Origin of the sequence: Blautia sp. CAG:257 (assembly GCF_000433815.1) — a bacterium.
In the GTDB taxonomy this organism is placed as follows: domain Bacteria; phylum Bacillota; class Clostridia; order Lachnospirales; family Lachnospiraceae; genus Blautia_A; species Blautia_A caecimuris.
Window position 1 is genome coordinate 25,261 of the sequence record NZ_HF998993.1, and the last position, 24,739, is coordinate 49,999.

A 24,739-nucleotide genomic window follows, 5' to 3' on the forward strand; every position below is an offset into this window, starting at 1 on the left:
TATTGTTGGAACAACAATAGTAGAAAGGAATGAGGAGGGGCCTTGATTGGACAGAAGTGAAATGTGAAAGGAGAAATCATGTATGACAGGATTTAACATGAAAGTAACACCGGAGATTGAACAGCTGACAGAAATGTGTAAGGATCACAGCAGCATTGATCTGTCACTCTACGGGAAATACAATGTAAAAAGAGGACTGCGTGATATTAACGGAAAGGGTGTCCTTGCAGGGCTTACCCAGGTTTCCAATGTTCAGGCAGTGAAGGTAGTGGATGGAAAAGAAGTTCCCTGTGCAGGAAGTCTGTATTACAGAGGATATAATATCAAAGACCTGACAGCAGGATTTGTAAAGGACGATCGTTTTGGCTTTGAAGAAACTACATATCTGCTTTTATTTGGTGTGCTGCCTGATAAAAAGCAGCTGGAGGAATTTAAGCAGCTTCTTGCGAATCAGCGTTCTCTTCCGAGAAACTTTGTCCGTGATGTAGTAATGAAAGCGCCGGGAAGGGATATTATGAATGCTCTTTCCAGAAGTGTGCTGACCCTTTACTCCTATGATAATAATCCGGATGATATTTCTCTTCCGAATGTACTTCGCCAGTGCCTGAATCTGATCAGCGTATTTCCGCTTCTGTCTGTTTACGGATATCAGGCCTACAACCACTATATAAGAGGAAAGAGCCTGTATATTCATAATCCCAAAAAAGAACTGTCTACAGCAGAGAATATCCTTCGTATTCTGAGACCTGACAAGAAATATACAGATCTGGAAGCCAAGATCCTGGATCTGGCTCTGATTCTTCATATGGAGCACGGCGGAGGTAATAACTCTACATTTACCACACATGTAGTTTCTTCTTCTGGAACAGATACCTATTCTGCCATTGCTGCGGCTCTGGGTTCACTGAAGGGACCAAAGCACGGCGGTGCCAATATTAAGGTAATCCGTATGTTCCAGGATATGAAAAAGGAGGTTCATGACTGGGAAGATGAGGACGAGGTACGCAATTATTTGAGACGCCTTCTTCACAAAGAGGCCTTTGACAGACGGGGGCTGATTTATGGTATGGGTCATGCCATCTATTCTGTATCCGACCCCAGAGCTGAAGTCCTTAAAAGCTTTGTGGAAAGTCTTGCAAAAGAAAAAGGCAGGATGAAGGATTACAATCTGTATTCCATGGTAGAAAAAATGGCACCGGAGGTTATTGCAGAAGAGCGCCGTATTTACAAGGGCGTCAGCGCCAACGTGGATTTTTACAGTGGATTTGTGTACAGTATGCTGGATCTTCCTCTGGAGCTTTATACACCGATGTTTGCGGTGGCACGTATTGTGGGCTGGAGCGCTCATCGTATGGAGGAGCTGATCAATACAGACAAGATCATTCGTCCCGCATACAAAAATGTGCTGGAAGCAGCGGAATATGTGCCGCTTGATCAGCGCTGAAAAAAGTAGAGCAGGAGATAAAAATGTTTCGATGTTTTTTCCCGGATGAATATCTGGAATCTGCTTATGCAGTGAACTATGAAAAATTATATCAGGAGGGAGTCAGAGGGCTTCTGTTCGATATCGACAATACGCTGGTGCCTCACGGGGCACCGGCAGATAAACGGGCAGTAGAGCTCTTTGAGCGCCTTCGAAAAATCGGATTTAAAAGCTGCTTCTTATCAAATAACCAGATTCAGAGAGTAGCTTCTTTTAATGAAAAAATAGGGGAGCGTTTTATTGAAAACGCACATAAACCGGCAGTACGCAATTATCAGAAAGCCATGGAACTGCTGGGAACAGACTGTTCCAACACCGTTTTTATCGGGGATCAGCTTTTTACAGATATCTATGGAGCAAAAAGAGCGGGAATCCGTAATATTCTTGTAAAGCCGATCCATCCGAAAGAAGAGATCCAAATCGTTTTAAAACGATATCTGGAAAGAATCGTACTTTATTTTTACAGGAAAGAGGAGGGGACTTTATGAACCATGTGGTGATCATCGGGTTTATGGGTTCAGGTAAGACGAGAGTAGGCAAGCAGCTTTCCAGAGATCTGGGACTGCCTTTTGTAGATCTTGAAAAATTAATTGTAAAGAAAATGAATCTTTCAGTAAGAGAGATATTTGAGAAATTTGGAGAGCCGTTTTTCCGGGCATTGGAGACAATGGCACTGAAGGAACTGATCAATGACAGTGAAAGAAGAGTGATTTCTCTGGGATCCGGGCTTCCGCTTCAGGAACAGAATCAGAAGTATCTGAAAGAGCTGGGTACAGTGGTATATCTGAAAGGATCACTGGAAACACTGAAAAAAAGACTGGAAGGCTCCAGCAAAGATCCGCTTCTGGATGGAGAAGACCGGGATGATAAGATCAAAAAGCTTCTTAAGCAGCGAGATCCTGTTTATCAGAAGTTTGCGGACATTCAGGTGGTGACAGGAGTGAAGCCATTTGAGGAGCTGGTTCATGAAATTGAGGAAAAATTAGCGGCATACGAAAAAAACAGTTGAAAAAACCGCTATGGTATTATAGAATGATGGGTAGTGAACATTACAATAAGGAGGAAATAAATTATGATTTCAGCAGGTGATTTCAAAAACGGTGTCACACTTGAAATTGAAGGAAATGTATGTCAGATCGTTGAATTTCAGCATGTAAAACCTGGAAAGGGTGCTGCTTTTGTCAGAACAAAATATAAAAACATTATTACAGGGGCTGTTCTGGAGAAATCCTTCCGTCCTACAGAGAAATTCCCACAGGCTCGTATTGACCGTGTGGATATGAGCTATCTGTACAACGATGGCGACCTTTACAACTTTATGAATGTGGAAACTTACGATCAGATTGCGCTTACAGCAGATCAGGTTGGAGATTCTCTGAAGTTTGTAAAAGAGAACGAGATCGTTAAGATCTGTTCTCATAACGGCAATGTATTTGCAATTGAGCCGCCTCTCTTTGTTGAGCTTGAAGTAATTGAGACAGAGCCTGGTTTTGCAGGAAATACTGCTCAGGGAGCTACAAAACCGGCAACTGTTGAGACAGGCGCACAGGTACAGGTTCCGCTGTTTGTAAATCAGGGAGATAAATTAAAAATTGATACAAGAACAGGAGAGTATCTGTCCCGCGTTTAATTTAGATAAAATCTGAAGAACGTATTTAATAAGAGGCTGTATCAGAAGTGATCTCAGCAGTATTTTTGAATTTTTCTGCGAGCTTTAGGCTTTGGGAAAAATGTGTTGAAAATGTGCTGCAGAGAGAAGCTGATAACAGCCTCATTCTGGTATAAGGAGAGAGAATATGGAATACAGAATTTTAGGAAAAACAGGGCTGAAAATTTCCAGACTTGGATTTGGCGGAATCCCCATTCAGAGAATTGACGCTGAGGGAACAAAGAAACTGCTTCACGAAATGGTGAAAAAAGGAATCAATTATATTGATACGGCAAGAGGATATACAGTCAGCGAAGAATATCTGGGATATGCTATGGAAGGAATCCGTGATAAATTTGTGGTGGCAACCAAGTCTATGGCAAGGACAAAAGATGCTATGAGGGCAGATATTGAAACAAGCCTTGGAAATCTTCGTACAGATTATATTGACCTTTATCAGATACATAATCCCAGCATGGAACAGCTGGAGCAGGTTATGGGAGAGGACGGAGCCCTCCAGGCTCTTCAGGAGGCAAAGGCAGAGGGAAAAATCGGGCATATCGGTCTTACTGCCCACTCCACAGCTGTTTTTGAAAAAGCTCTGGAACTTGACTGGGTGGAGACAATTATGTTCCCATATAATATCGTAGAAAATCAGGGAGAGGAACTGATTCGCCGCTGTACAGAAAAGAATATTGGATTTATTGATATGAAACCGCTGGCAGGAGGCGCTATTGAGGACGCATCACTTGCTCTTCGATATATCTGTGCAAACAGAGATGTGACAGTAGTGATTCCGGGAATGGCAGAGATGACAGAACTGGATCAGAATATAAAAGCCTGTGAGGACGAAACTCCTCTTTCAGGAGAAGAGCTTCAGAAAATGGAAGAAATAAAACAACAGCTGGGAACAGATTTTTGCCGCAGATGTAATTACTGTGCCCCCTGCACTGTGGGAATTAATATTCCAAGTGTATTTCTGTTTGCCGGATATCTTCAGAGATATAATCTGGCAGACTGGGCAAAAGACCGTTACAGTACATTGCCGGTAAAGGCATCTGCATGTATTGAATGCGGAGAGTGTGAGAAGAGATGTCCTTACCATCTTCCGATCAGAGAAAAACTGAAAAAATGCGCTGAGGATATGGGCGAGTAAAATGTGAAAATGAAAAAGCTGCGGATGTACAGGAGAAATTTCCTGGAATCATCCACAGCTTTTTACTATGTATGGTTTTATTTGACTTTTTTTCTTCCGGGCTCAAAGAACATAAAGAACAGAGCGCTTACAAGAAGAATATACGGATAATAAAGATTTGGCATAATGTCAAAGGCTGACATTTCAAATCCAAGCTCTGCAGCAGTAGAAAGTGTGATCAGCATCTGAGCACCATAGGGGATCACTCCCTGGAATACACAGGAAAATGTGTCCAGGATGGAAGCGGTTGTCTGAGGCGTTACATCGTATTCCTCTGCCATTTCCTTTGCAATGGGATTAGCCATAACAATGGCAACGGTATTGTTGGCTGTTGCAATATCCATAGCGCCTACAAGAAGTCCCATGCCCAGTTTTCCGCCCTTTTGAGTTTTAAAGATACGGCGGATAAAATTCAGAAGAGCAGTAAATCCGTCATACTTCTGGATCAGCGCACAGATGGCGGATACAAGAATAGCCACCATTGTGGTTTCATACATACCGGCAGCCCCGGTTCCCATATTTGCCAGAAGATCAGTTGCCTGAGTTGCGCCTGTTGCCAGAACAATTACGGAACCGGAAACAATTCCAATGAGAAGAACTACAAAAACGTTGATACCGATAATCCCTCCCACCAGTACAAGTACATACGGAATAATTCGGATCAGATTGTAATCCTTGATAATTGCCGCACTGTCTGCACCGCCTGAAGTACGGATAAAAATAATTGCCAGGGTAACAAGAGCTGCAGGAAGCGCAATCTTAAAATTGGCACGGAATTTATCCTTCATTGCACATCCCTGTCCATTGCAGGCTGCGATGGTGGTATCGGAGATAAAAGAAAGATTGTCTCCAAACATAGCGCCTCCCATAACAGCGCCCACGCACAGCGGAGCTGCAAAGCCGGAAGCTGTGGATACAGCAAGGGCAATAGGAGTAATAAGCGTGATGGTTCCGACTGAGGTTCCCATGGCAAGAGAAACAAAACAGCTTACCACAAACAGTACAATTACTGCAAAGCGTGCAGGAATCACAGAAAGAAGAAAATACGCTACGCTCTCAGCGCTTTCCCTTCCTACAACTCCCACAAAAATGCCTGCAACCATAAAAATCAGGATCATGGTAACAATATTCTTATCACCTACACCCTGTGCCATTACAGAAAGCTTTTCGTCAAAGCTTAATTTGGGGTTCTGGATACATGCAACTAGAAGAGCAGTCAGAAATGAAACCACAATGGGAATATTATAAAAGCCCATGGGAATTTTCAGAACGTACTCGAAAAGAATTCCCAGTCCAAGATACATAACCAGGAATACTGCAATTGGAAGAAGTGCCTTCCAGTTTCCTTTCTTCATATTCATTTTCCTCCATAAAGTAACGTGCTTTCCGCCTGCAGATATATGCGGAAAGTATACTTCATTGTAACATTAAATATGCTGTGATACTACATAAAAATTATTTTTTTATTTACTACTAAAATGCAAACTTAAATTCCACTCTTCGTATGGGCATGCCCCCTACACGCCAATAAAATTTAGTCTTACACATACACAATTTTGCTACATAAATTACTTAATACAAAATCTGGCAAAACAGAATCCGTAATTTGCGAACATAAAAAGATTCTAAACTTGTGTATCCTATAAATCCAAAACAACAAGTATTTTGTACACTTTTTTAACTTGTTCATTTGCAGATCAGTACATTCTGGCAAATAAAAACGCTTCGGGAGGATGCGATCCGAGACTGAAAAATATGACTGTCCATGGCAGTCTGCATCAGGCGCGTAAAGTGGAGAAAGTTGAGAAATCCAGGAAGTTCGAAGCGGATGCGTTCGTTTTATTCCCGGAAAAATAAAACTGGTAAGACCAATTTGGGCGTTATTGACATGTTCTCTTAAGAAAAACAGATGGATATCAGTCAGTTTTCCTATTGTGTAAAAAAGGATATGTGCTATAATGAAAAACACTGATTCTAAAGTTACAACAGTAACGTTTTAATGTATCAAATATTGAAGAATCCACAGAGAAGGAGACAGGATATGAAGTATATGAGACAATTCGGAATCATTTTGGGTGTCACCTGTGCAGGAGAACTGATGAAATATTTTATTCCACTGCCGATTCCGGGAAGTATTTATGGCCTTTTGCTTATGTTTGTACTGCTTCTTACAAAAGTAATTAAGGTAGAAAATGTAAAGGATGTAGGAGAATTTCTGATTGAGATCATGCCATTGATGTTTATTCCTGCAGGTGTGGGGCTGATGGCATCCTGGGAAGAGCTTCAGGGGTTTCTGGTACCTCTTCTTGTAATTACAGTATCCACCACTTTTATTGTTATTTTTGTGACTGGAAAAGTAACGGATTTTATGATGGATCGAAAGGAAAAAACAAGCAGAAAGAACCGGAAAGTAAGGGAGGAGTGAAAAAAGATGGAAAATATAGTTCTTAATTCAGCAACACTGGGATTTGTGATCAGTCTTCTGGCATATGAGATCGGGCTTGCAATAAAGAAAAAATGGAAGCTGGCAATTTTAAATCCTCTTCTGATTTCCATTCTTCTGGTTATTGGAGTCCTGATCCTGTTTGGCGTAGATTACGACAGCTATAATGCCAGCGCACAATATTTAAGTTATCTTCTGACACCGGCAACCGTCTGCCTTGCTATTCCCCTGTATATTCAGCTGGATGTTCTGAAAAAAAATGTGGTTGCCATTATGGTGGGAATTTTATCAGGAGTGGCTGCAAGTATGGGAAGTATCCTGGCTATGGCCATGGCATTTGGGCTGAGCCATAAAGAATATGTAACTCTTCTTCCAAAATCCATTACAACTGCTATTGGAATGGGAGTTTCTGAAGAACTGGGAGGATATGTGACAATTTCAGTTGCCACGATTATTATAACAGGAGTTCTTGGCAATATTTTTGCAGAATCAGTATGTAAGCTTTTCCGTATTCGCCATGCAGTTTCCCGGGGGCTGGCGATCGGAACCGCAGCTCATGCAGTAGGAACTGCCAAAGCAATGGAAATGGGAGAAGTAGAAGGGGCTATGAGCAGCCTTGCGATTGTTGTGTGCGGACTTTGCACAGTGGTTGGAGCTTCGGTGTTCGCCAGTTTTTTGTGACATGGATCTACTGAAAAGTATAGATAAAAAGAAGCTTCAGATATGAAAAGATATTGTTGCAGTTAAGAGTTTGTAATCAAATCCGGCAAAATAAAAAAGCCGTGAACCTATTGATTTTAGTAGGTTTCACGGCTTTTTTAGTGGACCTGGCGGGAATTGAACCCGCGTCCGAAAGCCTATCCCTTGCGGCATCTCCCATCACAGTCGCTGATTTAACATTCCCTTGGCAGTACGCCCACCGACAGGCTTACTGCTTCAGTAGCTTCATAATACATCTACCGGGGCAAAGCTTACCCGGCAAGGTTTCTCACATAGTCGGCGCCAGATTCCTGATGTGTGAGTGCGTCAGGGCTGACGAGCAGCACTTAGGCTGCTAACGCGTACTGTTCGTTTGCGTTTATATTTAGGTTCCTGGTTGGTACGCAGTCCAAGAGTCTGCGGATGGCTTCCCCAACTTCAAAGCCCCCGTCGAAACCAGTACAAGCCCCTGAAAATAAGATGACTTCTGGCAAACAGACGAACGTAAGCTTTTCTGTCCTTATATTAGAAGAAATTCAGTTATATGTCAAGGGTGGTTTTTCGTTTTAGCGCAGATTTTTTGTTTTGTTTTTTCCATTTATCTTCTGACTTGGGAAACAGCTGGTTCCGTTTTCATTAATCTGGTCAAAATATCTCCCAAATTGCTTCGGGTAATGGCAGTTTCATGGTATGCCCTGGGGGAAAGCTTTTGTTCAGGCATGGATATCCCGATGTTTCATTTCCCATACAGATGCGGCGCTGAATATAACAGTAAACAGGCATACAGAAATAAAAAACGGCAGCATTTCACCGGACATGGTATTTTCGGATTTGTTGGCATTCATTCCGAGAAGCATCAGGCAGTAGGGCCAGAAGAGATCCGCTCCTTCGCTGTTCAGTACAGTGCCGAGAACGCTTCCTACCAGACCAATAGCAATAGGAATGGAAAAACTCCGTATTTTCATAGAGAGAAAAAGCTGAAGAGCGCATATGGGAAGCGCTCCCACAGTACCCCGGAGAAGCCAGAAAAAAATATCAGGAGGGAATAACCCGGGAAGCCCGGCTATTTTTCCGCAGACCAGATATAAGATTCCTGTCCAGAGCTGTGTCAGCAGTGTGATTGTCAGGATAACTGTAAGTTTTGCGAAATAAATGCAGCATACAGGAACTGGGGCAGTCATAATGGAATTCCAGTTATTGTTTCGATGTTCCAGACGCCATAAGTAGGAGCAGTAAAGTCCGATCAGCGGTGCAAAAAAGAAACTGGCATAAAATAAAGTATGCTGTGTCCAGAGAGAATACCATTCTGATTTTAAAATTCCCAGATTCTGAAGATAATTAAAGGTTCCCATAATTGCCGGAATAATGGGAATCAGAATACAGGCCGGCAGAATCAGTGAATGACGCAGTTTTTTGCGCTCAGCAAGAATACAGCGGGTAAGCATAGGTTAGACCTCCTTTTTTACAACGATCATGCGACAGATAAAATAGATGAAAACACCTGCCGCCAGAAAAAGCAAAAACCGGGACAACGGGAAGGAAAGCACATAATAATCAATAATTCTTGTATCAGGATCCCAGTTCATACCGACTACAGAAAAATTTGCGTAATAGCCCCAGAGAACCAGACGCGCTACAGGCTTTGGGAAAAACAGAGAAAAAAGCCCCAGGAAGCTGCCGCCAATTCCAATCCCCAGAGGAAGAAGCTGACTGTGGGACATCAGTGACAGAGTCTGCTGTATGGAGAGAACCACAGTACTGACCGCAAAGGTTGTAATCAGATATATGAAAAATATAGAAGGACGGATGGTACCCAGATGGTTTACGGTTCCAAAGAAGAGAATCATAAGTCCCTGTCCAACAACAAAAACGGTTATATATCGGAGACAGTTCAGATATTTAAAGTCAAAAAAGCTTTCTTGCTTCTGCATAGTATAAAGAATTTTCAGTGTATCTCCTTTTACTTCCATATCACAGACCCGACTGGCAATCACAGAGATCATTAAGGGCATCAGAAGCGTGTTCATGACAGGCAGATTGTAGAACAGCATCAGATACCCCTGTGAAAATTCAGAGGGTTTCATAGAACTAAGCTGCCACATGGTCCAAAGGATTTCAAAACCCAGAAAGCCCAGTGGAACAAGAAGAGCCTTTGTATGGCGGATCTTCTGGCGCTCTGCCCGTAGTTGTCTTGCTGTTATAGAAATCATAAGCTCACCTGCTTTCCTGTAAGATGAAGGAAAATCTCTTCAAGGCTCATCTGCTGTTCTTCCAGTCTTAAAATTCCAATACCGGAATTTACCAGAAGAGAAACTGCCTGCATGATCCGGTTGTCTTCCAGAGTATTCAGCATGATTCTGCCATTCTGCCAGTGGCAGGAGATACCGGAGTGCTTCAGGTATTGAAGGGCTGTCTGATCATCTGAGGTGTGAAGCAGCATTTTTGAACGGCTGTGTTCATGAAGAACAGAAAGGCTGTCCTGAAAAATCAGTGCTCCCTGGTTGATAATTCCTACATGAGATGCCATTTGGTCTATTTCTGAGAGAAGATGGCTTGATATAAGAACTGTAATGCCCAGGGTCTCGGGCAGGGAACAGATCAGTTCTCTCATTTCCTGGATTCCGGCCGGATCCAGACCGTTGGTAGGCTCATCCAGAAGGAGAAGCTTTGGTTTTCCCAGAAGAGCTGCAGCCAGTCCAAGACGCTGCTTCATTCCAAGAGAATACTGACTGACTTTTTTGTTTTGCTGTTCTTCCATACGAACAATAGAAAGAACTCTGGAAATGTCTTTTTCCGGAACATTTTTCAGTGTACATATGATCTGCAGGTTTTCTTTTCCTGTAAGATGACCGTAATAAGCTGGCGATTCAATCAGAGATCCTGTATCTGAGAGGATGCTCAGACGGTTTCTGGAGCAGACTTCTTTTCCGAGAATCTGGATTTTGCCCTCTGTGGGTCTGATAAGCCCCAGAAGCATTTTTAGAGTTGTTGATTTTCCCGCGCCGTTTGGACCGAGAAAGCCATAAATGCTTCCTCCGGGAATACGCAGATCCAACTGGCTTACAACTGTTTTGTCCTTGTATTTTTTTGTAAGAGAATTTGTGGTAATGACAGGTCCCATATAAAGTTCCTCCTGTAAAGTGAATTGTTATTTTCTGAACTGATTACAGTATAAAATATCAGGCTTATGTGAGACTTAACAGTACCTTATTTTTAGCTTAATTTTATACAGGAGAAGTTGGAATGGGTACAAAAATAAATTATAATAGGAAAAGAAATGAAGAGGAGACAGACCGGAGGGAAATTTTATGGACATATATGAACGAAAACTGATGCTTGTAGATGACAATCAGGAACTTCTGGAGATGATTGCAGACATTTTAAGACATAGCGGTTATAAAAATATAGTAAAAGCAAAATGCGTGCAGGAAGCTCTGACGGTTTTTCAGATGGAAAAGCCGGACATGGCAGTTTTGGATGTGATGCTGCCGGATGGAGACGGATTTCAGCTGTTTCAGAAGCTGAGAGAAAACTCAGAGATTCCCATTCTTTTTCTGTCTGCCAGAGATGAGGACAGAGACAGACTTTTTGGGCTGGGTCTGGGAGCTGACGATTATATTACCAAACCATTTCTGCCGCCGGAGCTGGTGCTTAGAGTTACTGCCATACTAAAACGAACCTATCGTATGGAAAAAGAAAAAACTCAGGAGGAACATATTCTGCGTCTGGGCAGCCACGAAGTGCTGTTTGACTATGGGATTGTGCGTTTTCAGGGAAACGAGACTTCTCTTACGGCAAAAGAACTGGCATTGCTTTTAAAGCTGCATGAAAACAGAGGCAGGATCGTTACCTTTGATGCTTTGTGTAATGCGGCCTGGGGAGACGGTTATTATGGGTATGAAAATACGCTGATGGTACATATCCGGCATCTGAGAGAAAAAATTGAGGAGGATCCCTCTCATCCGCAGTGGCTTCTTACTGTACGGGGACTGGGCTACCGGCTGGCAGAAGGAAAGGGAGAAAAGCCATGAAGAGCCTGTTTAAGATTATCAGCCGGTATTCTGTCACAGCCGGTATGATTATTGGTGTTATATTGATCAGCAATATTGCTGTTTTTGTGGCGGTGGGCTACCATAACATGGTTTCTGCAGGAGCCCCGGATTTTAAGAGAAGCGCTCTGGAAAGTGTTGGAAAGGAATTTTATCAGGAAAATGATACCTGGCAGCTGTCTGACACAGGGAGACAGGAGCTGAAAGAGGCAGATTTTAAGTGGTGTATGGCACTTGATGAACATGGGGAGGTTGTATGGGAATGGAAGCTTCCTGCAGGCTTTGACCGCTCCTATACAATTTCAGAAGTGGCACGGTTTTCAAGATGGTATCTTCATGATTATCCGGTAGCGGTCTGGGAAGCCGGGAAATTACTTCTGGTAGTGGGACTTGATCCGGAATTTTTTTTCAGATACAGTGAGATTCTTACTCTTACAAATTTTACTATGATTCCGCAGTATGTGAAATGGGCTCTGATCGTGAATACGATCGTGATTATTGTTTTTGTATTTTTGCTGGGATATCGGTTTTATCAGGCGCTGAAGCCTCTGGGCAGGGGCCTTGAGAAATTATCCAGGGAAGAGGAGGTAAAGCTCAGGGAAAAAGGTATGACAGGTATTCTGGCAGCGCAGCTTAACCGGACTTCTGAAATACTTCAGGAACAGAAAAAACGGCTGACCAAAAGAGATCTGGCAAGAACGGAGTGGATTGCAGGTGTTTCTCATGATATTCGTACGCCTCTGGCGTTAATTGTAGGTTATACGGACCGCCTTTCCAAAAGTCCCAATCTTAATCAGGAGGAGAAGGCTTTGGCTGATGCGGTGTGCAGACAGAGCTTAGTGATCCGGCAGCTGATCACGGATCTGAATCTTACATCAAAGCTGGCATATGAGGCACAGCCATTGAATAAAAAAGAGTGTTCTCCTGCTCTTATTCTCCGGGAGTGTGCGGCAGACATTTATAATGAAAAAATTGAACAGGATAAAGGACAGGAACCGGAGGTGGATGTGGAACTTTTGATTCCTGCAGACATGGAGAAGGTCCGTATTTTTGCAGACAGCGGTCTGCTCAAACGTGCGTTGAGGAACCTGATCGGAAACAGTGTAAGGCATAATCCGGGAGGGTGCCAGGTTATGGTAAGGCTGTACGAAAAAAATGAAAAAATATACATTTCTGTAAAAGATACGGGAAAAGGAGTCCCGGAACTTGTGGTGCAGAACATGGACAACCAGACAGATAAAGTCCATATTATGGGATTAAGGCTTGCCAGACAGATTGTAAGGGCTCACGGAGGAGAACTGATTTTTGAGAAAAGGGAGTCGGGCACTTATGATGTGACCCTGGAACTGTCCGTATCGAAACTGCATCCGTAGGGAGAATGCCTCTTTTTGTTTTAGGCTCGCTTCAGTACCTGGAAGAGTCTATTTTCCGATTGTATTTCGTGAAGATAGCGTCTATAATAGGTATGACTAAAATGAAAGGATAAGAGGTAATTATGTACACGCTTAAAAAATTTATCCGTTACTACGGACCTTATAAAACCGTGTTTTTTCTGGATCTTCTGTGCGCCGCCATTATCAGTCTGGTGGATCTGGCATTTCCGCAGATTCTGAGAACACTGACAGCAACTGTTTTTACAGAAGAGCCTTCTACTATCCTGAAGGTCCTTCTTCCCATTGGCCTGTGCCTTCTGATCATGTATGTCATTCAGAGTTTTTGTGTGTATTATGTGGGCTATCAGGGCCATATGATGGGAGCAAAGATGGAGAGGGATATGAGACAGCAGCTGTTTGACCATTATGAAAAACTGTCCTTTTCCTACTATGATCAGAACAATTCCGGACAGATGATGAGCAAGCTGGTATCCGACCTTTTTGATATTGCGGAGTTTGCCCATCATGGTCCTGAGAACCTGTTTATCTCTCTGATCAAGATTGTGGGATCATTTGTTTTCCTGTTTCTTATTAACTGGAGACTGGCAATTCCGCTTCTGATCCTGGTATTGATCATGCTGGTGTTTTCCATGAAGCAGAACCGGAGAATGCAGGAAACCTTTATGGATAACCGCAGAAAGATCGGTGATGTAAACTCCAGCCTTCAGGATACTCTGGCAGGGATCCGTGTGGTACAGTCCTTTGCCAATGAAGATGTGGAGCGCAGAAAATTTGGCAAAAGCAACCAGGCCTTTCTTCACTCCAAGGATGCAAACTACAGTTGTATGGGGAATTTCATGGGCTGGAACCGTTTCTTCCAGGGAATGATGTACCTGGTGACACTGGTGTTCGGCGGACTTCTTATTGCCAGAGGAAAAATGAATGCCGGAGATCTGGCCATGTATGCTTTGTATATCGGTATTTTTGTAAGTCCTATCCAGATTCTTGTGGAGCTGATCGAAATGATGCAGAAAGGCTTTTCCGGCTTCCGGCGTTTTCTGGATGTAATGGAGACAGAGCCGGATATTGTAGATGCTCCGGATGCAGAGCCTCTTACGGATGTGAAAGGAGAGGTTTCCTACGAAAACGTGTCCTTCCATTACAGTGATGATGAGACTTTGGTTCTTGATAATATTTCTTTTACCATTCCTGCAGGACGCTCTATTGCACTGGTAGGTCCTTCCGGAAGCGGCAAGACTACCATCTGTTCCCTGCTTCCAAGATTCTATGATGTAACCGGAGGTCGGATCACTATTGACGGCAAAGAGGTCGGAAAGCTGACTCTGGAATCTCTGAGAAGCCAGATTGGTCTTGTGCAGCAGGATATTTATCTTTTCGGAGGAACCATTAAAGAAAATATTGCTTACGGCAAGCCCTCTGCTTCCATGGAAGAGATTATTGAGGCTGCAAAAAAAGCAAATATCCATGACTTTATTATGTCCCTTCCTGAGGGATATGACACCTTTGTAGGAGAGAGAGGAACAAGGCTTTCAGGAGGACAGAAGCAGAGGATTTCCATTGCCAGAGTATTTCTGAAAAATCCGCCTGTTCTGATTCTGGACGAAGCCACAAGCGCTCTTGATAATGAAAGCGAGCGCTGGATCCAGAAAAGTCTGGAGGAGCTTTCCAGGAACCGGACAACCATTACCATTGCCCATCGCCTTTCCACCATACGGAATGCAGATGAGATTTTGGTGGTTGCAGATAATGGAATTGCAGAGCGCGGTTCTCATGAGGAGCTTCTGGCAAAAAACGGAATATACGCACATTATTATCAGATGAGCTGATAAAATCACAAATCCCGGAGAAGAATTTCTGGAGTCTGCCAGTAAATCCTTTTCCGGGATATTTTTATGAGAATTTATTTGTCTAAGCTGACTGTTTTGTGATATCTTGCATTGGCATCCAGCAGGGCTTTCCATTCTGCATTGTCCAGCTCTTCATTGTAATACTGAACTTTCAGTTCATCCATGTACTGCATATAATCCAGAAGATAGATATCTATGAATGAGATATTTTTGTCCTGTATCGCGTAATTATAAGAGTCAGAGGAAGAGCGGTTGTACGGCAGCATATTGCCGTCAGCATCCAGAGCAACCAGGAAACAGTCGCTGTCAGAACCTTCTTTATACAAAGGAGTAATGGTGATTTCATAAGGCGTTCTGGCAATGGAGGCAAGTCCGATGCCTTCTTCATTGGTTTCATTGATTTCCAGAGTTTCCGTCAGGGAATTATCTACTGTTACCGGGATTTCAAAGCTCCAGTCCCCTTTAAACCAGTAATTCTGATATTTATTGGGATTCTGAGAATATTCTTCCGGCATCTGGTTCATAATTTCCTGAAATTCTGCCTCTGACATGGCTTCCAGTTCCTCCTGGGTATATCCACTGTCCCAGAATTCAGGTTCTGCTTTGTCTCCGATAAATTCCTTAAAGGTCAGGTTCAGAGTATAAGTTTCCGGAGTAACAATGGGCTTGACATACTGAGACTGGAGAGCGCCGCCCCGTGCTAAAACACGGTCGTTAAATTCTTCCAGGTTAGCATGGCCTTCTTCTGTTTCATCATTGATATCATCCATGGTAATCCCCATTTCTGCAAGAATCTCATCCACCATTTCCTGATATTTCTGTTCAAATTCAGCGGTATCTTCAAACTGAGTATCCAGCCGTAAAATAGCTATGTAGGTATGGTCATCCGTAAATTCTCCTTCCGGATTGATATACTGTATACCAGGATTCATACCCGTATCTTCCAGGAAGCTGTATCGGGGTTCTGTTACAAGAGAGATGCATGGTTTTCCGTCCTGATCCATCAGAGTATCCGGGAACGGTTCTTCGCTGACTGCTTTTACCGTAATATAGCAGGTCAGATCGTTTGCATAAATTTCAGACAGGGTTATGGTGAGTCCGTCCTGTGTTTTTGTGAAAACTGTTTCCCGGGGAGTTTCATCAGCGGAAGATGTCTCCGGAAGTTTCTCTGTATCTGAGGTTGGAGCGGCAGACTCTTCAAGAGAGGTTGCCTTATCCGAGAAATTCCCGAAAAAGCTTACTTTATCCTGAAGCTGTTCAAAAATTCCTCCGATGAGCGGAAGCTCTCTTGCCATAACCGGGTTGGCTGCGCAGAAAATAAATCCAACTGCCACAGCGGCTGCCAGACCTCCGGCAACCTTTGCCCCTGTTTTCATCCAGTGGTAGGGATTACGGGTCTTTTTTTTCTGTTTGACCGTATGTTCCTCGATCATGCGGTAGGCTGTATTAATTCTTTCATGGACAACTGCCGGCAGGGCGATATCCCTGTTCAGATCGTCTTTTAATTTTTTTTCATTATCGTTGAATGTAATCATCATGCATGTCCCTCCCTGGTCTGATACTGGCAGGCTTCTGAGAGCAGTTTCCGTCCTCGCTGAAGCCGGGTTTTTACTGTACTTTCTTTCATATTCAGAATCTGGCTGATATCGCTGGTGTTAAAACCTTCCATATAATACAGAAGGAGAATGATCCTGTATTTTTCATCTAAAGGAGCCAGAATCTGATTCCACTCGGTGGTTTCAAAATCGTCTTCGTAAAAAGGAGTGTCCGGAATACTGTCTGTATACACTGTCAGTTTCTTTTTGTGAAGAATATCCTTGCATTTGTTGATCAGGATTCGTGTAAGCCATGTCTGAAAATATTTGTTGTTTTTCAGACTCAGAAGATTTTCATAACAGGATAAGATGGTATCCTGTATGGCATCTGCGGCATCCTCATCGTTTTTCAGATAGGAACGGGCAATTTTGTACATGCTCTGTGTCTGCGTATCCATCAGACGGCAGAAGGCATCGGAATCACCCTTTTTTGCTTTTCGCAGTAAGTGTTCAATCATAGATTTCCTCCCCTGGTTTTCTGACCGGTCGTGGCTGGGATGTTAAAGTAGAAGCTTCTTTGTTTTTGTGTATCTGCTTATTAGACGGCGGAAAAACAAAAAAGGATTCAAAAAGTACAAAATTTTTAAAAAATCTGTTTGGGCGTTCACAGAAGAAACATAAACTTCTGATATCATAAATAGAAAAATAAAAACAGATTTGTCCAGGCTGAATGGAAAGACACTTCTTTCGCACAGGACAAGAAAAACGGTAAAATAAAAATTGTTTTACCTGTCAAAATCTCTTATAATCATTATAAATCAAAACGGGAGGTATTCATATGGAAGCCCTGAAAATACTTGTAGTAGATGACGAAAGCCGTATGCGGAAGCTGGTAAAGGATTTCCTGACCAAAAAAGGCTTTCAGGTTCTGGAAGCAGGAGATGGTGAGGAAGCCATGGATCTTTTTTATAAAGAAAAGGATATTGCACTGATCCTTCTTGATGTCATGATGCCCAGAATGGACGGCTGGGAGGTGTGCCGTGAGATCCGTAAAAATTCCAAAGTTCCCATTATCATGCTTACAGCAAGAGGCGACGAGAGAGACGAGCTTCTGGGATTCGAGCTTGGTGTGGATGAATATATTTCCAAGCCCTTCAGTCCGAAAATTCTTGTGGCAAGAGTAGAGGCCATTTTAAGAAGGACAGGGCAGGATACTGCGGAAAATATTCTTTCAGCAGGGGGAATCGTTATAGATAAAGCGGCTCATCAGGCAACTGTGGACGGAGAACCTATGGAACTGAGCTTTAAAGAATTTGAACTTCTCACATATTTTCTGGAAAATGAGGGGATTGCTCTTTCCAGGGAAAAAATTCTCAACTCTGTATGGAATTATGACTATTTCGGGGATGCCCGTACTATTGATACCCATGTAAAGAAGCTGAGAAGCAAAATGGGAGAAAAGGGCGAGTATATTAAGACAGTATGGGGAATGGGCTATAAATTTGAGGTTGACGAAGCATGAGCCGGAAACTGCTTCCAGAAAAGAAACGCCTGCAGATAAAAAAGCAGGAAAAACCTCATAAGAAGAAGGTTTATTCCCTGAGACATCAGTTGGAATTTTTCTTTATCGGTTTGCTGGTGGTATCTATGTGTACCATCACCGCTATTAATTTTCTGTTTCTGGAACGGTACTATATCACAAAAAAAACAGAGGTTCTGGAGGCTGCAGTCAATGATCTTCAAAAACTGAAGATTGTAACAGACTCAGAAGGAAACAGCACAGCAGAGATTTCTGACAGCCTGAAAAGAGAATGTTCAGAAAATAATCTTACCTGGACTATTATCACAGTAGATGGAAAAGAGGTTGCCTCTGAGGGCGGCAATGAAAAAATGCTGCAGGCCCGCCTCATTGGTTATGCCTATGATCTGGATGAACAGAAAGGCTGGACGAAAATTCTGGATTCAACAGATACTTATGTGATCCAGCAGGTCAGCGACAGGTTTGTGGAAATGGATTATGTAGAAAGCTGGGGCGTGCTGGATAACGGGTGCTTCTTTCTGATCCGGACGCCGCTGGAAAGCATTCGCGACAGTGTTTCTATTTCCAACAGCTTTTACTTTTTTGTGGGAATCCTGATCATTGCAGTCAGCGCAGTTATTTTATGGGCAGTGACAAAAAGGATCACCAATCCCATCAGCGAACTGACGGTTCTTTCCAGCAGAATGAAAAATCTTGATTTTGATGCAAAATATAAATGCAGGGCAGGAAATGAGATTGACGAGCTTGGAGAGAATTTTAATAAAATGTCAGAAGAGCTGGAAAGGACTATATCAGAACTGAAATCTGTAAATAACCAGCTTCAGAAGGATATTGAAAACAAGATCCGTATCGATCAGCAGAGGCAGGAGTTTCTGAATAATGTGTCTCATGAACTGAAAACACCAATTGCTCTTGTGCAGGGTTATGCAGAGGGACTGAAGGAAAACATTTCAGATGATCCGGAAAGCAGAGAGTTTTATTGCGATGTGATCATGGATGAGGCGGCCAAGATGAATAAGCTTGTGAAAAACCTCCTGACACTGAATCACCTGGAAGAGGGCCGTGACGAAGTAAAAATGGAACGCTTTGACATTGTAAGTCTGATAAAAGGCGTTCTTCAGTCCATGGACATTATGATCCAGCAGAAAGAAGCAAAGGTCAGCTTTGAGGCAGAGGAGCCGGTGTACGTATGGGCAGATGAATTCCGGATTGAAGAGGTTGTCACCAATTATACAAGCAATGCGCTGAATCATCTGGACGGTGACAGAGAGATAGAAATCTGTGTGTGTCCTGACGGAGACAGAGTAAGAATTACAGTCTTCAATACGGGAAATCCCATACCGGAAGCAGATATTCCCAATGTCTGGAAAAAGTTTTATAAGGTGGATAAAGCAAGAACCAGAGAATATGGAGGAAGTGGAATCGGACTTTCCATTGTCAAGGCAATTATGGAAAGCCATAACCAGGAGTACGGTGTCCGTAATTATGACAATGGTGTGGAATTCTGGTTCACCCTTGACAGAAAAAGCGTAAATTGAGACAAAAATCGACAGATGTGAAGAAAGCTCTTTGCATCTGTCTTTTTTTAGGGTATACTTGACGTAGCCGTTGAAAAATGAACACGCATGTAGAGTGGATTTATTTTACCGGTTTTATCAGATCAGAAAACAGAAGCGAATCAGGAATACATAGCAGATTGTTCTGTAGCAGAAGTTTTTCGGGATTGGAAATGCAAAGGAACCGGAAATGGATCAGGAATATATAGCAGACTGTTCAGTAACGGAAGAATTTCGGGATTGGAAATGTATAGGAACCGGAAGCAGATCAGAAATACATAGCAGACTGTTCTGTAACGGAAACTTTTCGGGATTGAAAAATGGAAAGAAAATTCGGAAGTGAATAAAAGAGTGCAGGGCACTGTAAGAGATATGTTTTCCGGATCTGTAAATAAAAGAACATAAATGTAGTATAAAATGTAAGTTTCTGTAAAATTTTAACAAAGAGGAAAGACATATGATCGGTATTATAGATTATGATGCAGGAAATATCAGAAGTGTAGAAAAAGCTCTTTCCTATCTGGGAGAGAAAACAGTTGTGTCCCGGAATCCGGAGACACTGAAAAATGCGGATAAAGTAATTCTTCCCGGAGTTGGAAGCTTTGGACAGGCAATGGAAAACCTTCACAGATATGAGTTGGTTCCGGTAATTCAGGACATGATAAAGGAAGGAAAACCATTCCTTGGAATCTGTCTGGGACTACAGCTTCTTTTTGAAAGCAGTGAAGAAAGCCCGGGAGTAGAGGGACTGGGAATCCTGAAAGGAAAAATCCTGAAAATACCGCCGTCTCCGGGGTTAAAAATTCCTCACATGGGATGGAATTCCCTTCAGCTTCAGAATAATGGAAGACTGTATCGGAATATTCCACAGGATACGTATGTATATTTTGTCCATTCCTACTATCTTCAGGCACGGGAGCCGGAGATTGTAAAGGCAGTGACAGAATACAGCACAGAGATTCATGCTTCTGTAGAAAAGGATAACGTATTTGCCTGTCAGTTCCATCCGGAAAAAAGCGGAAAATACGGACTTGAAATTCTGAAGAATTTTGCAGAGCTTGACAGGGAGGAATACTGATATGTTTACAAAAAGAATCATTCCCTGCCTTGATGTAAACCGGGGAAGGGTGGTAAAAGGTGTAAATTTTGTTGATCTGAAGGATGCAGGTGATCCTGTGGAAATTGCTAGGGCTTATGATGCGGCAGGTGCGGATGAACTGGTATTTCTTGATATTACAGCCTCCTGCGAAAACAGAGATACAGTAACGGATATGGTACGGGCAGTTGCTTCCAGCGTGTTTATTCCCTTTACCGTAGGCGGAGGTATCCGTACAGTGGACGATTTTAAAAAGCTTCTCAGAGAAGGAGCAGACAAGATTTCTGTAAATTCTGCGGCAATTGACAGACCACAGCTGATCACAGAAGCTGCGGAAAAGTTCGGAAGCCAGTGCGTGGTGGTTGCCATTGACGCCAGACGGAGAGCAGACGGAGGCTGGAACATTTACAAGCATGGCGGAAGACTGGATACAGGAACAGACGCTGTCTGGTGGGCAAAAAAGGCAGAGGATCTTGGAGCCGGGGAGATACTTTTAACCAGCATGGACTGCGACGGCACAAAAGCAGGATATGATCTGGAACTGACCCGGGCAGTGGCAGACGCAGTGGATATTCCCGTAATCGCCTCAGGGGGAGCCGGTACTCTGGAACATTTTCATGAGGCGTTTACAAAAGGAAAAGCAGATGCAGTTCTTGCTGCGTCATTATTTCATTACAAAGAACTGGAAATCGGTCAGGTGAAAAATTATCTGGCAGAAAAAGGAATTTCAGTAAGAAGATAAAGAGGTGACAGTTATGGCTCCTTTGTCAGGAGAGTGGCTGGAAGCGCTGAAAGGCGAATTTCACCAGTCATATTATGCAAAATTATACAAAACAGTAATGCAGGAATATAATACCAGAAAGATTTTTCCTCCTGCAGAAGATATGTTTAATGCATTTCATTTTACACCGCTCAGTGAGGTGAAAGTGGTGATTTTGGGACAGGATCCTTATCATAACGACGGACAGGCCCACGGTCTGTGTTTTTCCGTAAAAAAAGATGTGGAGATCCCTCCGTCTCTTGTAAATATTTATCAGGAGCTCCATGATGATCTTGGCTGTTATATTCCGGATAACGGATATCTGGAAAAATGGGCGCGCCAGGGTGTGCTTCTGTTGAATACAGTGCTTACAGTGCGGGCGCATCAGGCCAATTCACACAGAGGAATTGGCTGGGAACAGTTTACAGATGCAGCCATCCGTATTCTCAACGAACAGGACCGACCCATTGTATTTCTTCTCTGGGGACGTCCGGCCCAGATGAAAAAATCCATGCTGAACAATCCAAAACATCTGATTCTGGAAGCTCCGCATCCCAGTCCGCTGTCTGCTTACAGAGGATTTTTCGGCTGCAGACATTTCAGCAGAACAAATGAATTTTTAAGAGAAAATGGTCTGGAACCAGTTGACTGGCAGATCGAAAATAAAGATCAGGTGTGAAGGAGACATCATGGGAAAAAAGAATAATCTTGTAAGAAATGCCTCCTTTTTGATGATCGCGGCAATGATATCCAAGATCATCGGCCTGTTGTATAAAAGTCCCTTATCCTCCATTGTAGGGAATATGGGAATGGGCTATATCAGCCTTGCCCAGAATGCCTATATGATCCTTTTGATGATCGCATCTTTCAGTATTCCTCAGGCAGTATCGAAGCTGATCTCAGAAAGGATTGCGTTAAGAGATTACAAAAACGCACAGAAAATATTCAGAGGGTCTATGATCTATGCGGCTGTTGTAGGCGGAGCAGTAGCTCTCTTCTGCCTTTTTGGCGCCAGATTTATTATTCCCCACAATCAGCCCAATGCAGTTCTGGCTTTGCAGATTTTATCCCCTACCATATTCCTTTCGGGAATTCTCGGCGTGTACAGGGGATATTTTCAGGCATACAGAAATATGCTTCCCACATCTGTTTCTCAGATTCTTGAACAGATTTTTAATGCTATTGTAAGTCTTCTTGCAGCATGGCTTTTTATCAAAAATCTTTCAGATGGAACGCCGGAACAGGTGGCAAAATGGGGAGCTGCCGGCTCAACAGTTGGAACAACAGCCGGAGTCGTGACAGCGCTTTTGTTTATGATGATGGTCTACGGAATGAACCGGAAAGGCATCCGCGCCAGAGTAAAAAGTGACCGGAGACACAGAGAAAAATCATATGGGGATATCCTGAAACTGATCATGCTGATCGTATCTCCGATCATTCTCAGCGCATTTATCTATAATGTAAATGGGTATCTGAACGGTGTTCTTTATTCGGAAATTCTCGGAACACAGGGAGCAGATGCAGACAAATTAAGTATGATGTATGCAGAGTATGCAACTTATTTTATGAGTATTATCAATATTCCTCTGACCCTTTCCAGTGCAGCGCCCACCTCTATGATTCCTGAGGTTTCGGCTCTTTATGCTACAGGCGCAGTAAAAGAAACCAGAAGAAAAATTGATCAGACAGTGCAACTTTCCATGTTTATTTCTGTTCCCTGTGCAGTAGGCTTAGCCGTTCTTGCACAGCCGATCGTATCCCTGCTGTTTGGAGGAACCAATGGTACAGCAGGAAAGCTTCTGATGCTGGGCTCCTTTACTATTCTGTTAAATGGAATGTCAAATATTTCAAACGGAGTGCTTCAGGGAATTGGAAGACCAAAGATTCCAATGATCACCGCTGCAGTAGCGCTGGTGGTCGATGTGGTAGCTGTTGTTCTGCTTTTACTCTTTACAGATCTGGGAATTTATTCTCTGCTGGTTGCAATGATTATTTATGCGGTTGTTGTATGTATTCTGAACGACAGGGCTATGAAAAAATACCTTCGATATAAAAATCCGTGGAGATTTGCATACCTGAATCCAATCCTTGCATCTATACCTATGGGAGCTGTGGCAGGGCTTGTATATTATGGTCTGTACAAACTGATTCAGTCAAATGTGATCTGTCTGTGTCTGTCCATTGCACTGGGAGGTGCAACCTATTTTATAGTATATATTTTAATGGAAAAGCCTTCTCGGGAGAGGCTGAGAAGAATGCCGGGAGGCGCTGTTCTGGTAAAAATATTTGGAAGAATGTTCTGAGTAAATGAAATGAAAAGGTAATCAGATAAAGAAAAAGTCCCTCAGTATCGGGGGACTTTTTCCAGTTCCAGAAGCTTTATTTTTCGTTCCAGTCCTCCGGCATATCCGGTAAGACTTCCCTTACTTCCAAGTACTCTGTGGCATGGTACAATAACAGATACTGGGTTATGCGCCACCGCGTTTCCTACGGCCTGCGCAGACATGTGCTCCAGACCTCTTTTTTGTGCAAGAACAGCAGCGATTTTTCCATAAGTGACCGTGGTTCCATAAGGAATATCACAAAGGATTTCCCATACTTCTTTTTGAAATTCTGTTCCCCTCAGATGCAGAGGAACAGAAAAATCAGGTTTCTGTCCGGAAAAATAAAGATCCAACCAGATCTTTGCCTGCCCTAATACCGGACAGGTTTTTTCCTCGTGACTTTCATCCAGGTGAAGCGCAAAATATTTCTGCCCATAAAACCATAATCCTGTCAGTCCTATGTTATCCGCTGCCAGAAGAATTTCTCCAAGAGGGGATTGATAACGGCTGGTGTAGTGCATAATACCACCTCCATGTAAGTGTGATTGTATGGGCGTATTATAATTCCTTCAGCGGGGAAAAACAAGGGGGAGGAAGAGAACTGTATAGTGGGTAAAATTAAAAAGTATTTTTTCCTTCTCTGTAGGTATGGATGATTTCGGAAAATAAATCCACAGGGTTTTCTTCGAGCGCAGTAGAAAGCAGTATTAATTTTTCAATACTGATCCAGTTTTTCCCAGATTCAATATTTGCCAGATGACGTGGAGAAAGCCAGTCGCTGTTATCAAATAATTCAGAATTTCTGAGTTCAATAAAATGTTCTCATGTTTTATATTCAGCGCCCAGTGCTTTTCGTTTTTCTTTGAGCATTTCTCCGACTTTTACTAATCCAGGATCATATTTCTTTCGTTCAGACATAAAAACCTCAATTATGCACTATGGTGCATTTACTATATATACTAAACTCAAAGCAACAGGTTTTGGAAAAATCAGAAGAGAGGATTTTATAGGAACAAAAGATTGACGTTTAAGGTAAATGCAGTGCGGACATTAACATCCCCTTACAGGCGAGATGAAAAAGAATCGGGAATGTATGAAACGATTTATTATCTTCTTGTCAATATGAGAGATCCTTGAGTTTCCGCAGTTTTATCCACAGTCACCTGTTTT

The 24,739-nt window shown here is 42.8% G+C and carries 24 protein-coding genes and 1 other RNA gene; 16 read left to right on the forward strand and 9 right to left on the reverse strand.

The window, feature by feature from the left end:
• Positions 1 to 82 precede the first annotated feature (82 nt).
• The 5 genes from QVP40_RS01915 (at position 83) to QVP40_RS01935 (ending at position 4,287) form a co-directional block, all read left to right on the forward strand.
• Positions 83 to 1,444: a citrate/2-methylcitrate synthase gene (locus QVP40_RS01915; protein ID WP_022066825.1), complete on the forward strand. Its 1,362-nt coding sequence runs from the start codon at positions 83 to 85 to the stop codon at positions 1,442 to 1,444.
• 23 nt (positions 1,445 to 1,467) lie between these two features.
• The gene (locus tag QVP40_RS01920) at positions 1,468 to 1,971 is read left to right on the forward strand and encodes a YqeG family HAD IIIA-type phosphatase (RefSeq protein ID WP_022066826.1); all 504 of its coding nucleotides are present in this window, start codon (positions 1,468 to 1,470) and stop codon (positions 1,969 to 1,971) included.
• Positions 1,968 to 2,492: a shikimate kinase gene (locus QVP40_RS01925; RefSeq protein WP_022066827.1), complete on the forward strand. Its 525-nt coding sequence runs from the start codon at positions 1,968 to 1,970 to the stop codon at positions 2,490 to 2,492. The genes QVP40_RS01920 and QVP40_RS01925 overlap by 4 nt, the downstream gene beginning before the upstream one ends.
• Before the next feature lie 63 nt (positions 2,493 to 2,555).
• Positions 2,556 to 3,113, forward strand: a complete 558-nt coding sequence (gene efp, locus QVP40_RS01930; protein WP_022066828.1) for an elongation factor P — start codon at positions 2,556 to 2,558, stop codon at positions 3,111 to 3,113.
• A gap of 166 nt (positions 3,114 to 3,279) precedes the next feature.
• Complete coding sequence (locus tag QVP40_RS01935; RefSeq protein ID WP_022066829.1) at positions 3,280 to 4,287, forward strand: aldo/keto reductase; 1,008 nt, start codon at positions 3,280 to 3,282, stop codon at positions 4,285 to 4,287.
• Positions 4,288 to 4,364: 77 nt separating this feature from the next.
• On the opposite strand, the gene QVP40_RS01940 is transcribed toward QVP40_RS01935, so the two are convergent.
• Positions 4,365 to 5,681 carry a Na+/H+ antiporter NhaC family protein gene (locus tag QVP40_RS01940; RefSeq protein ID WP_022066830.1) on the reverse strand — a complete coding sequence of 439 codons (1,317 nt, stop codon included), beginning with the start codon at positions 5,679 to 5,681 and terminating at the stop codon, positions 4,365 to 4,367.
• Positions 5,682 to 6,367: 686 nt separating this feature from the next.
• On the opposite strand from QVP40_RS01940, the gene QVP40_RS01945 reads away from it, so the two are divergent.
• Together QVP40_RS01945 and QVP40_RS01950 are read left to right on the forward strand one after the other, a co-directional pair.
• The gene (locus QVP40_RS01945; protein WP_022066831.1) at positions 6,368 to 6,751 is read left to right on the forward strand and encodes a CidA/LrgA family protein; all 384 of its coding nucleotides are present in this window, start codon (positions 6,368 to 6,370) and stop codon (positions 6,749 to 6,751) included.
• Positions 6,752 to 6,757: 6 nt separating this feature from the next.
• A complete protein-coding gene (locus tag QVP40_RS01950) occupies positions 6,758 to 7,450 on the forward strand; it encodes an LrgB family protein (RefSeq protein ID WP_022066832.1) in 693 nt (230 codons plus the stop codon).
• A gap of 138 nt (positions 7,451 to 7,588) precedes the next feature.
• Here QVP40_RS01950 and ssrA read toward each other — a convergent pair.
• The 4 genes from ssrA to QVP40_RS01970 all read right to left on the reverse strand — a co-directional run bounded on the left by ssrA (position 7,589) and on the right by QVP40_RS01970 (position 10,589).
• Positions 7,589 to 7,937, reverse strand: a transfer-messenger RNA (tmRNA) gene (ssrA, locus tag QVP40_RS01955).
• Between the two features lie 244 nt (positions 7,938 to 8,181).
• Positions 8,182 to 8,913, reverse strand: coding sequence for an ABC transporter permease (locus QVP40_RS01960; RefSeq protein WP_022066833.1), 732 nt, complete (start codon positions 8,911 to 8,913; stop codon positions 8,182 to 8,184).
• Positions 8,914 to 8,916: 3 nt separating this feature from the next.
• Positions 8,917 to 9,678 carry an ABC transporter permease gene (locus QVP40_RS01965; RefSeq protein ID WP_022066834.1) on the reverse strand — a complete coding sequence of 254 codons (762 nt, stop codon included), beginning with the start codon at positions 9,676 to 9,678 and terminating at the stop codon, positions 8,917 to 8,919.
• On the reverse strand, positions 9,675 to 10,589 hold the full coding sequence (locus QVP40_RS01970; protein WP_022066835.1) for an ATP-binding cassette domain-containing protein: 915 nt from the start codon (positions 10,587 to 10,589) through the stop codon (positions 9,675 to 9,677). The genes QVP40_RS01965 and QVP40_RS01970 overlap by 4 nt, the downstream gene beginning before the upstream one ends.
• A 187-nt stretch (positions 10,590 to 10,776) precedes the next feature.
• Between QVP40_RS01970 and QVP40_RS01975 the strand changes: the two genes are divergently transcribed.
• The 3 genes from QVP40_RS01975 (at position 10,777) to QVP40_RS01985 (ending at position 14,737) form a co-directional block, all read left to right on the forward strand.
• Positions 10,777 to 11,499: a response regulator transcription factor gene (locus tag QVP40_RS01975; protein WP_022066837.1), complete on the forward strand. Its 723-nt coding sequence runs from the start codon at positions 10,777 to 10,779 to the stop codon at positions 11,497 to 11,499.
• Positions 11,496 to 12,890, forward strand: a complete 1,395-nt coding sequence (locus tag QVP40_RS01980; protein WP_022066838.1) for a HAMP domain-containing sensor histidine kinase — start codon at positions 11,496 to 11,498, stop codon at positions 12,888 to 12,890. Before QVP40_RS01975 ends, QVP40_RS01980 begins: the two co-directional genes overlap by 4 nt.
• A gap of 122 nt (positions 12,891 to 13,012) precedes the next feature.
• Positions 13,013 to 14,737 carry an ABC transporter ATP-binding protein gene (locus QVP40_RS01985; protein WP_022066839.1) on the forward strand — a complete coding sequence of 575 codons (1,725 nt, stop codon included), beginning with the start codon at positions 13,013 to 13,015 and terminating at the stop codon, positions 14,735 to 14,737.
• A gap of 74 nt (positions 14,738 to 14,811) precedes the next feature.
• Here the strand turns inward: QVP40_RS01985 and QVP40_RS01990 are convergent, their stop codons facing one another.
• Together QVP40_RS01990 and QVP40_RS01995 are read right to left on the reverse strand one after the other, a co-directional pair.
• Positions 14,812 to 16,296, reverse strand: a complete 1,485-nt coding sequence (locus QVP40_RS01990; protein ID WP_022066840.1) for a DUF4179 domain-containing protein — start codon at positions 16,294 to 16,296, stop codon at positions 14,812 to 14,814.
• Positions 16,293 to 16,811, reverse strand: coding sequence for an RNA polymerase sigma factor (locus tag QVP40_RS01995; protein ID WP_022066841.1), 519 nt, complete (start codon positions 16,809 to 16,811; stop codon positions 16,293 to 16,295). Before QVP40_RS01995 ends, QVP40_RS01990 begins: the two co-directional genes overlap by 4 nt.
• 320 nt (positions 16,812 to 17,131) lie before the next feature.
• On the opposite strand from QVP40_RS01995, the gene QVP40_RS02000 reads away from it, so the two are divergent.
• The 6 genes from QVP40_RS02000 to QVP40_RS02025 all read left to right on the forward strand — a co-directional run bounded on the left by QVP40_RS02000 (position 17,132) and on the right by QVP40_RS02025 (position 23,548).
• Positions 17,132 to 17,815 carry a response regulator transcription factor gene (locus tag QVP40_RS02000; protein ID WP_022066842.1) on the forward strand — a complete coding sequence of 228 codons (684 nt, stop codon included), beginning with the start codon at positions 17,132 to 17,134 and terminating at the stop codon, positions 17,813 to 17,815.
• Positions 17,812 to 19,371: a sensor histidine kinase gene (locus tag QVP40_RS02005; RefSeq protein WP_022066843.1), complete on the forward strand. Its 1,560-nt coding sequence runs from the start codon at positions 17,812 to 17,814 to the stop codon at positions 19,369 to 19,371. The genes QVP40_RS02000 and QVP40_RS02005 overlap by 4 nt, the downstream gene beginning before the upstream one ends.
• A gap of 475 nt (positions 19,372 to 19,846) precedes the next feature.
• A complete protein-coding gene (hisH, locus tag QVP40_RS02010; RefSeq protein ID WP_022066844.1) occupies positions 19,847 to 20,467 on the forward strand; it encodes an imidazole glycerol phosphate synthase subunit HisH in 621 nt (206 codons plus the stop codon).
• Position 20,468: 1 nt separating this feature from the next.
• A complete protein-coding gene (hisF, locus tag QVP40_RS02015; RefSeq protein ID WP_022066845.1) occupies positions 20,469 to 21,227 on the forward strand; it encodes an imidazole glycerol phosphate synthase subunit HisF in 759 nt (252 codons plus the stop codon).
• A gap of 13 nt (positions 21,228 to 21,240) precedes the next feature.
• Positions 21,241 to 21,924 (forward strand): uracil-DNA glycosylase, encoded by a 684-nt coding sequence (ung, locus tag QVP40_RS02020; RefSeq protein WP_022066846.1) that lies wholly within the window; start codon positions 21,241 to 21,243, stop codon positions 21,922 to 21,924.
• Positions 21,925 to 21,934: 10 nt separating this feature from the next.
• Entirely contained in the window at positions 21,935 to 23,548 is a 1,614-nt protein-coding gene (locus QVP40_RS02025) for a putative polysaccharide biosynthesis protein (RefSeq protein ID WP_022066847.1), read from the forward strand.
• Positions 23,549 to 23,589: 41 nt separating this feature from the next.
• On the opposite strand, the gene QVP40_RS02030 is transcribed toward QVP40_RS02025, so the two are convergent.
• The gene (locus QVP40_RS02030) at positions 23,590 to 24,090 is read right to left on the reverse strand and encodes a methylated-DNA--[protein]-cysteine S-methyltransferase (RefSeq protein WP_022066848.1); all 501 of its coding nucleotides are present in this window, start codon (positions 24,088 to 24,090) and stop codon (positions 23,590 to 23,592) included.
• A 97-nt stretch (positions 24,091 to 24,187) separates the two neighbouring features.
• Positions 24,188 to 24,382, reverse strand: coding sequence for a helix-turn-helix domain-containing protein (locus tag QVP40_RS13965; RefSeq protein ID WP_288200188.1), 195 nt, complete (start codon positions 24,380 to 24,382; stop codon positions 24,188 to 24,190).
• Positions 24,383 to 24,739: the final 357 nt, after the last annotated feature.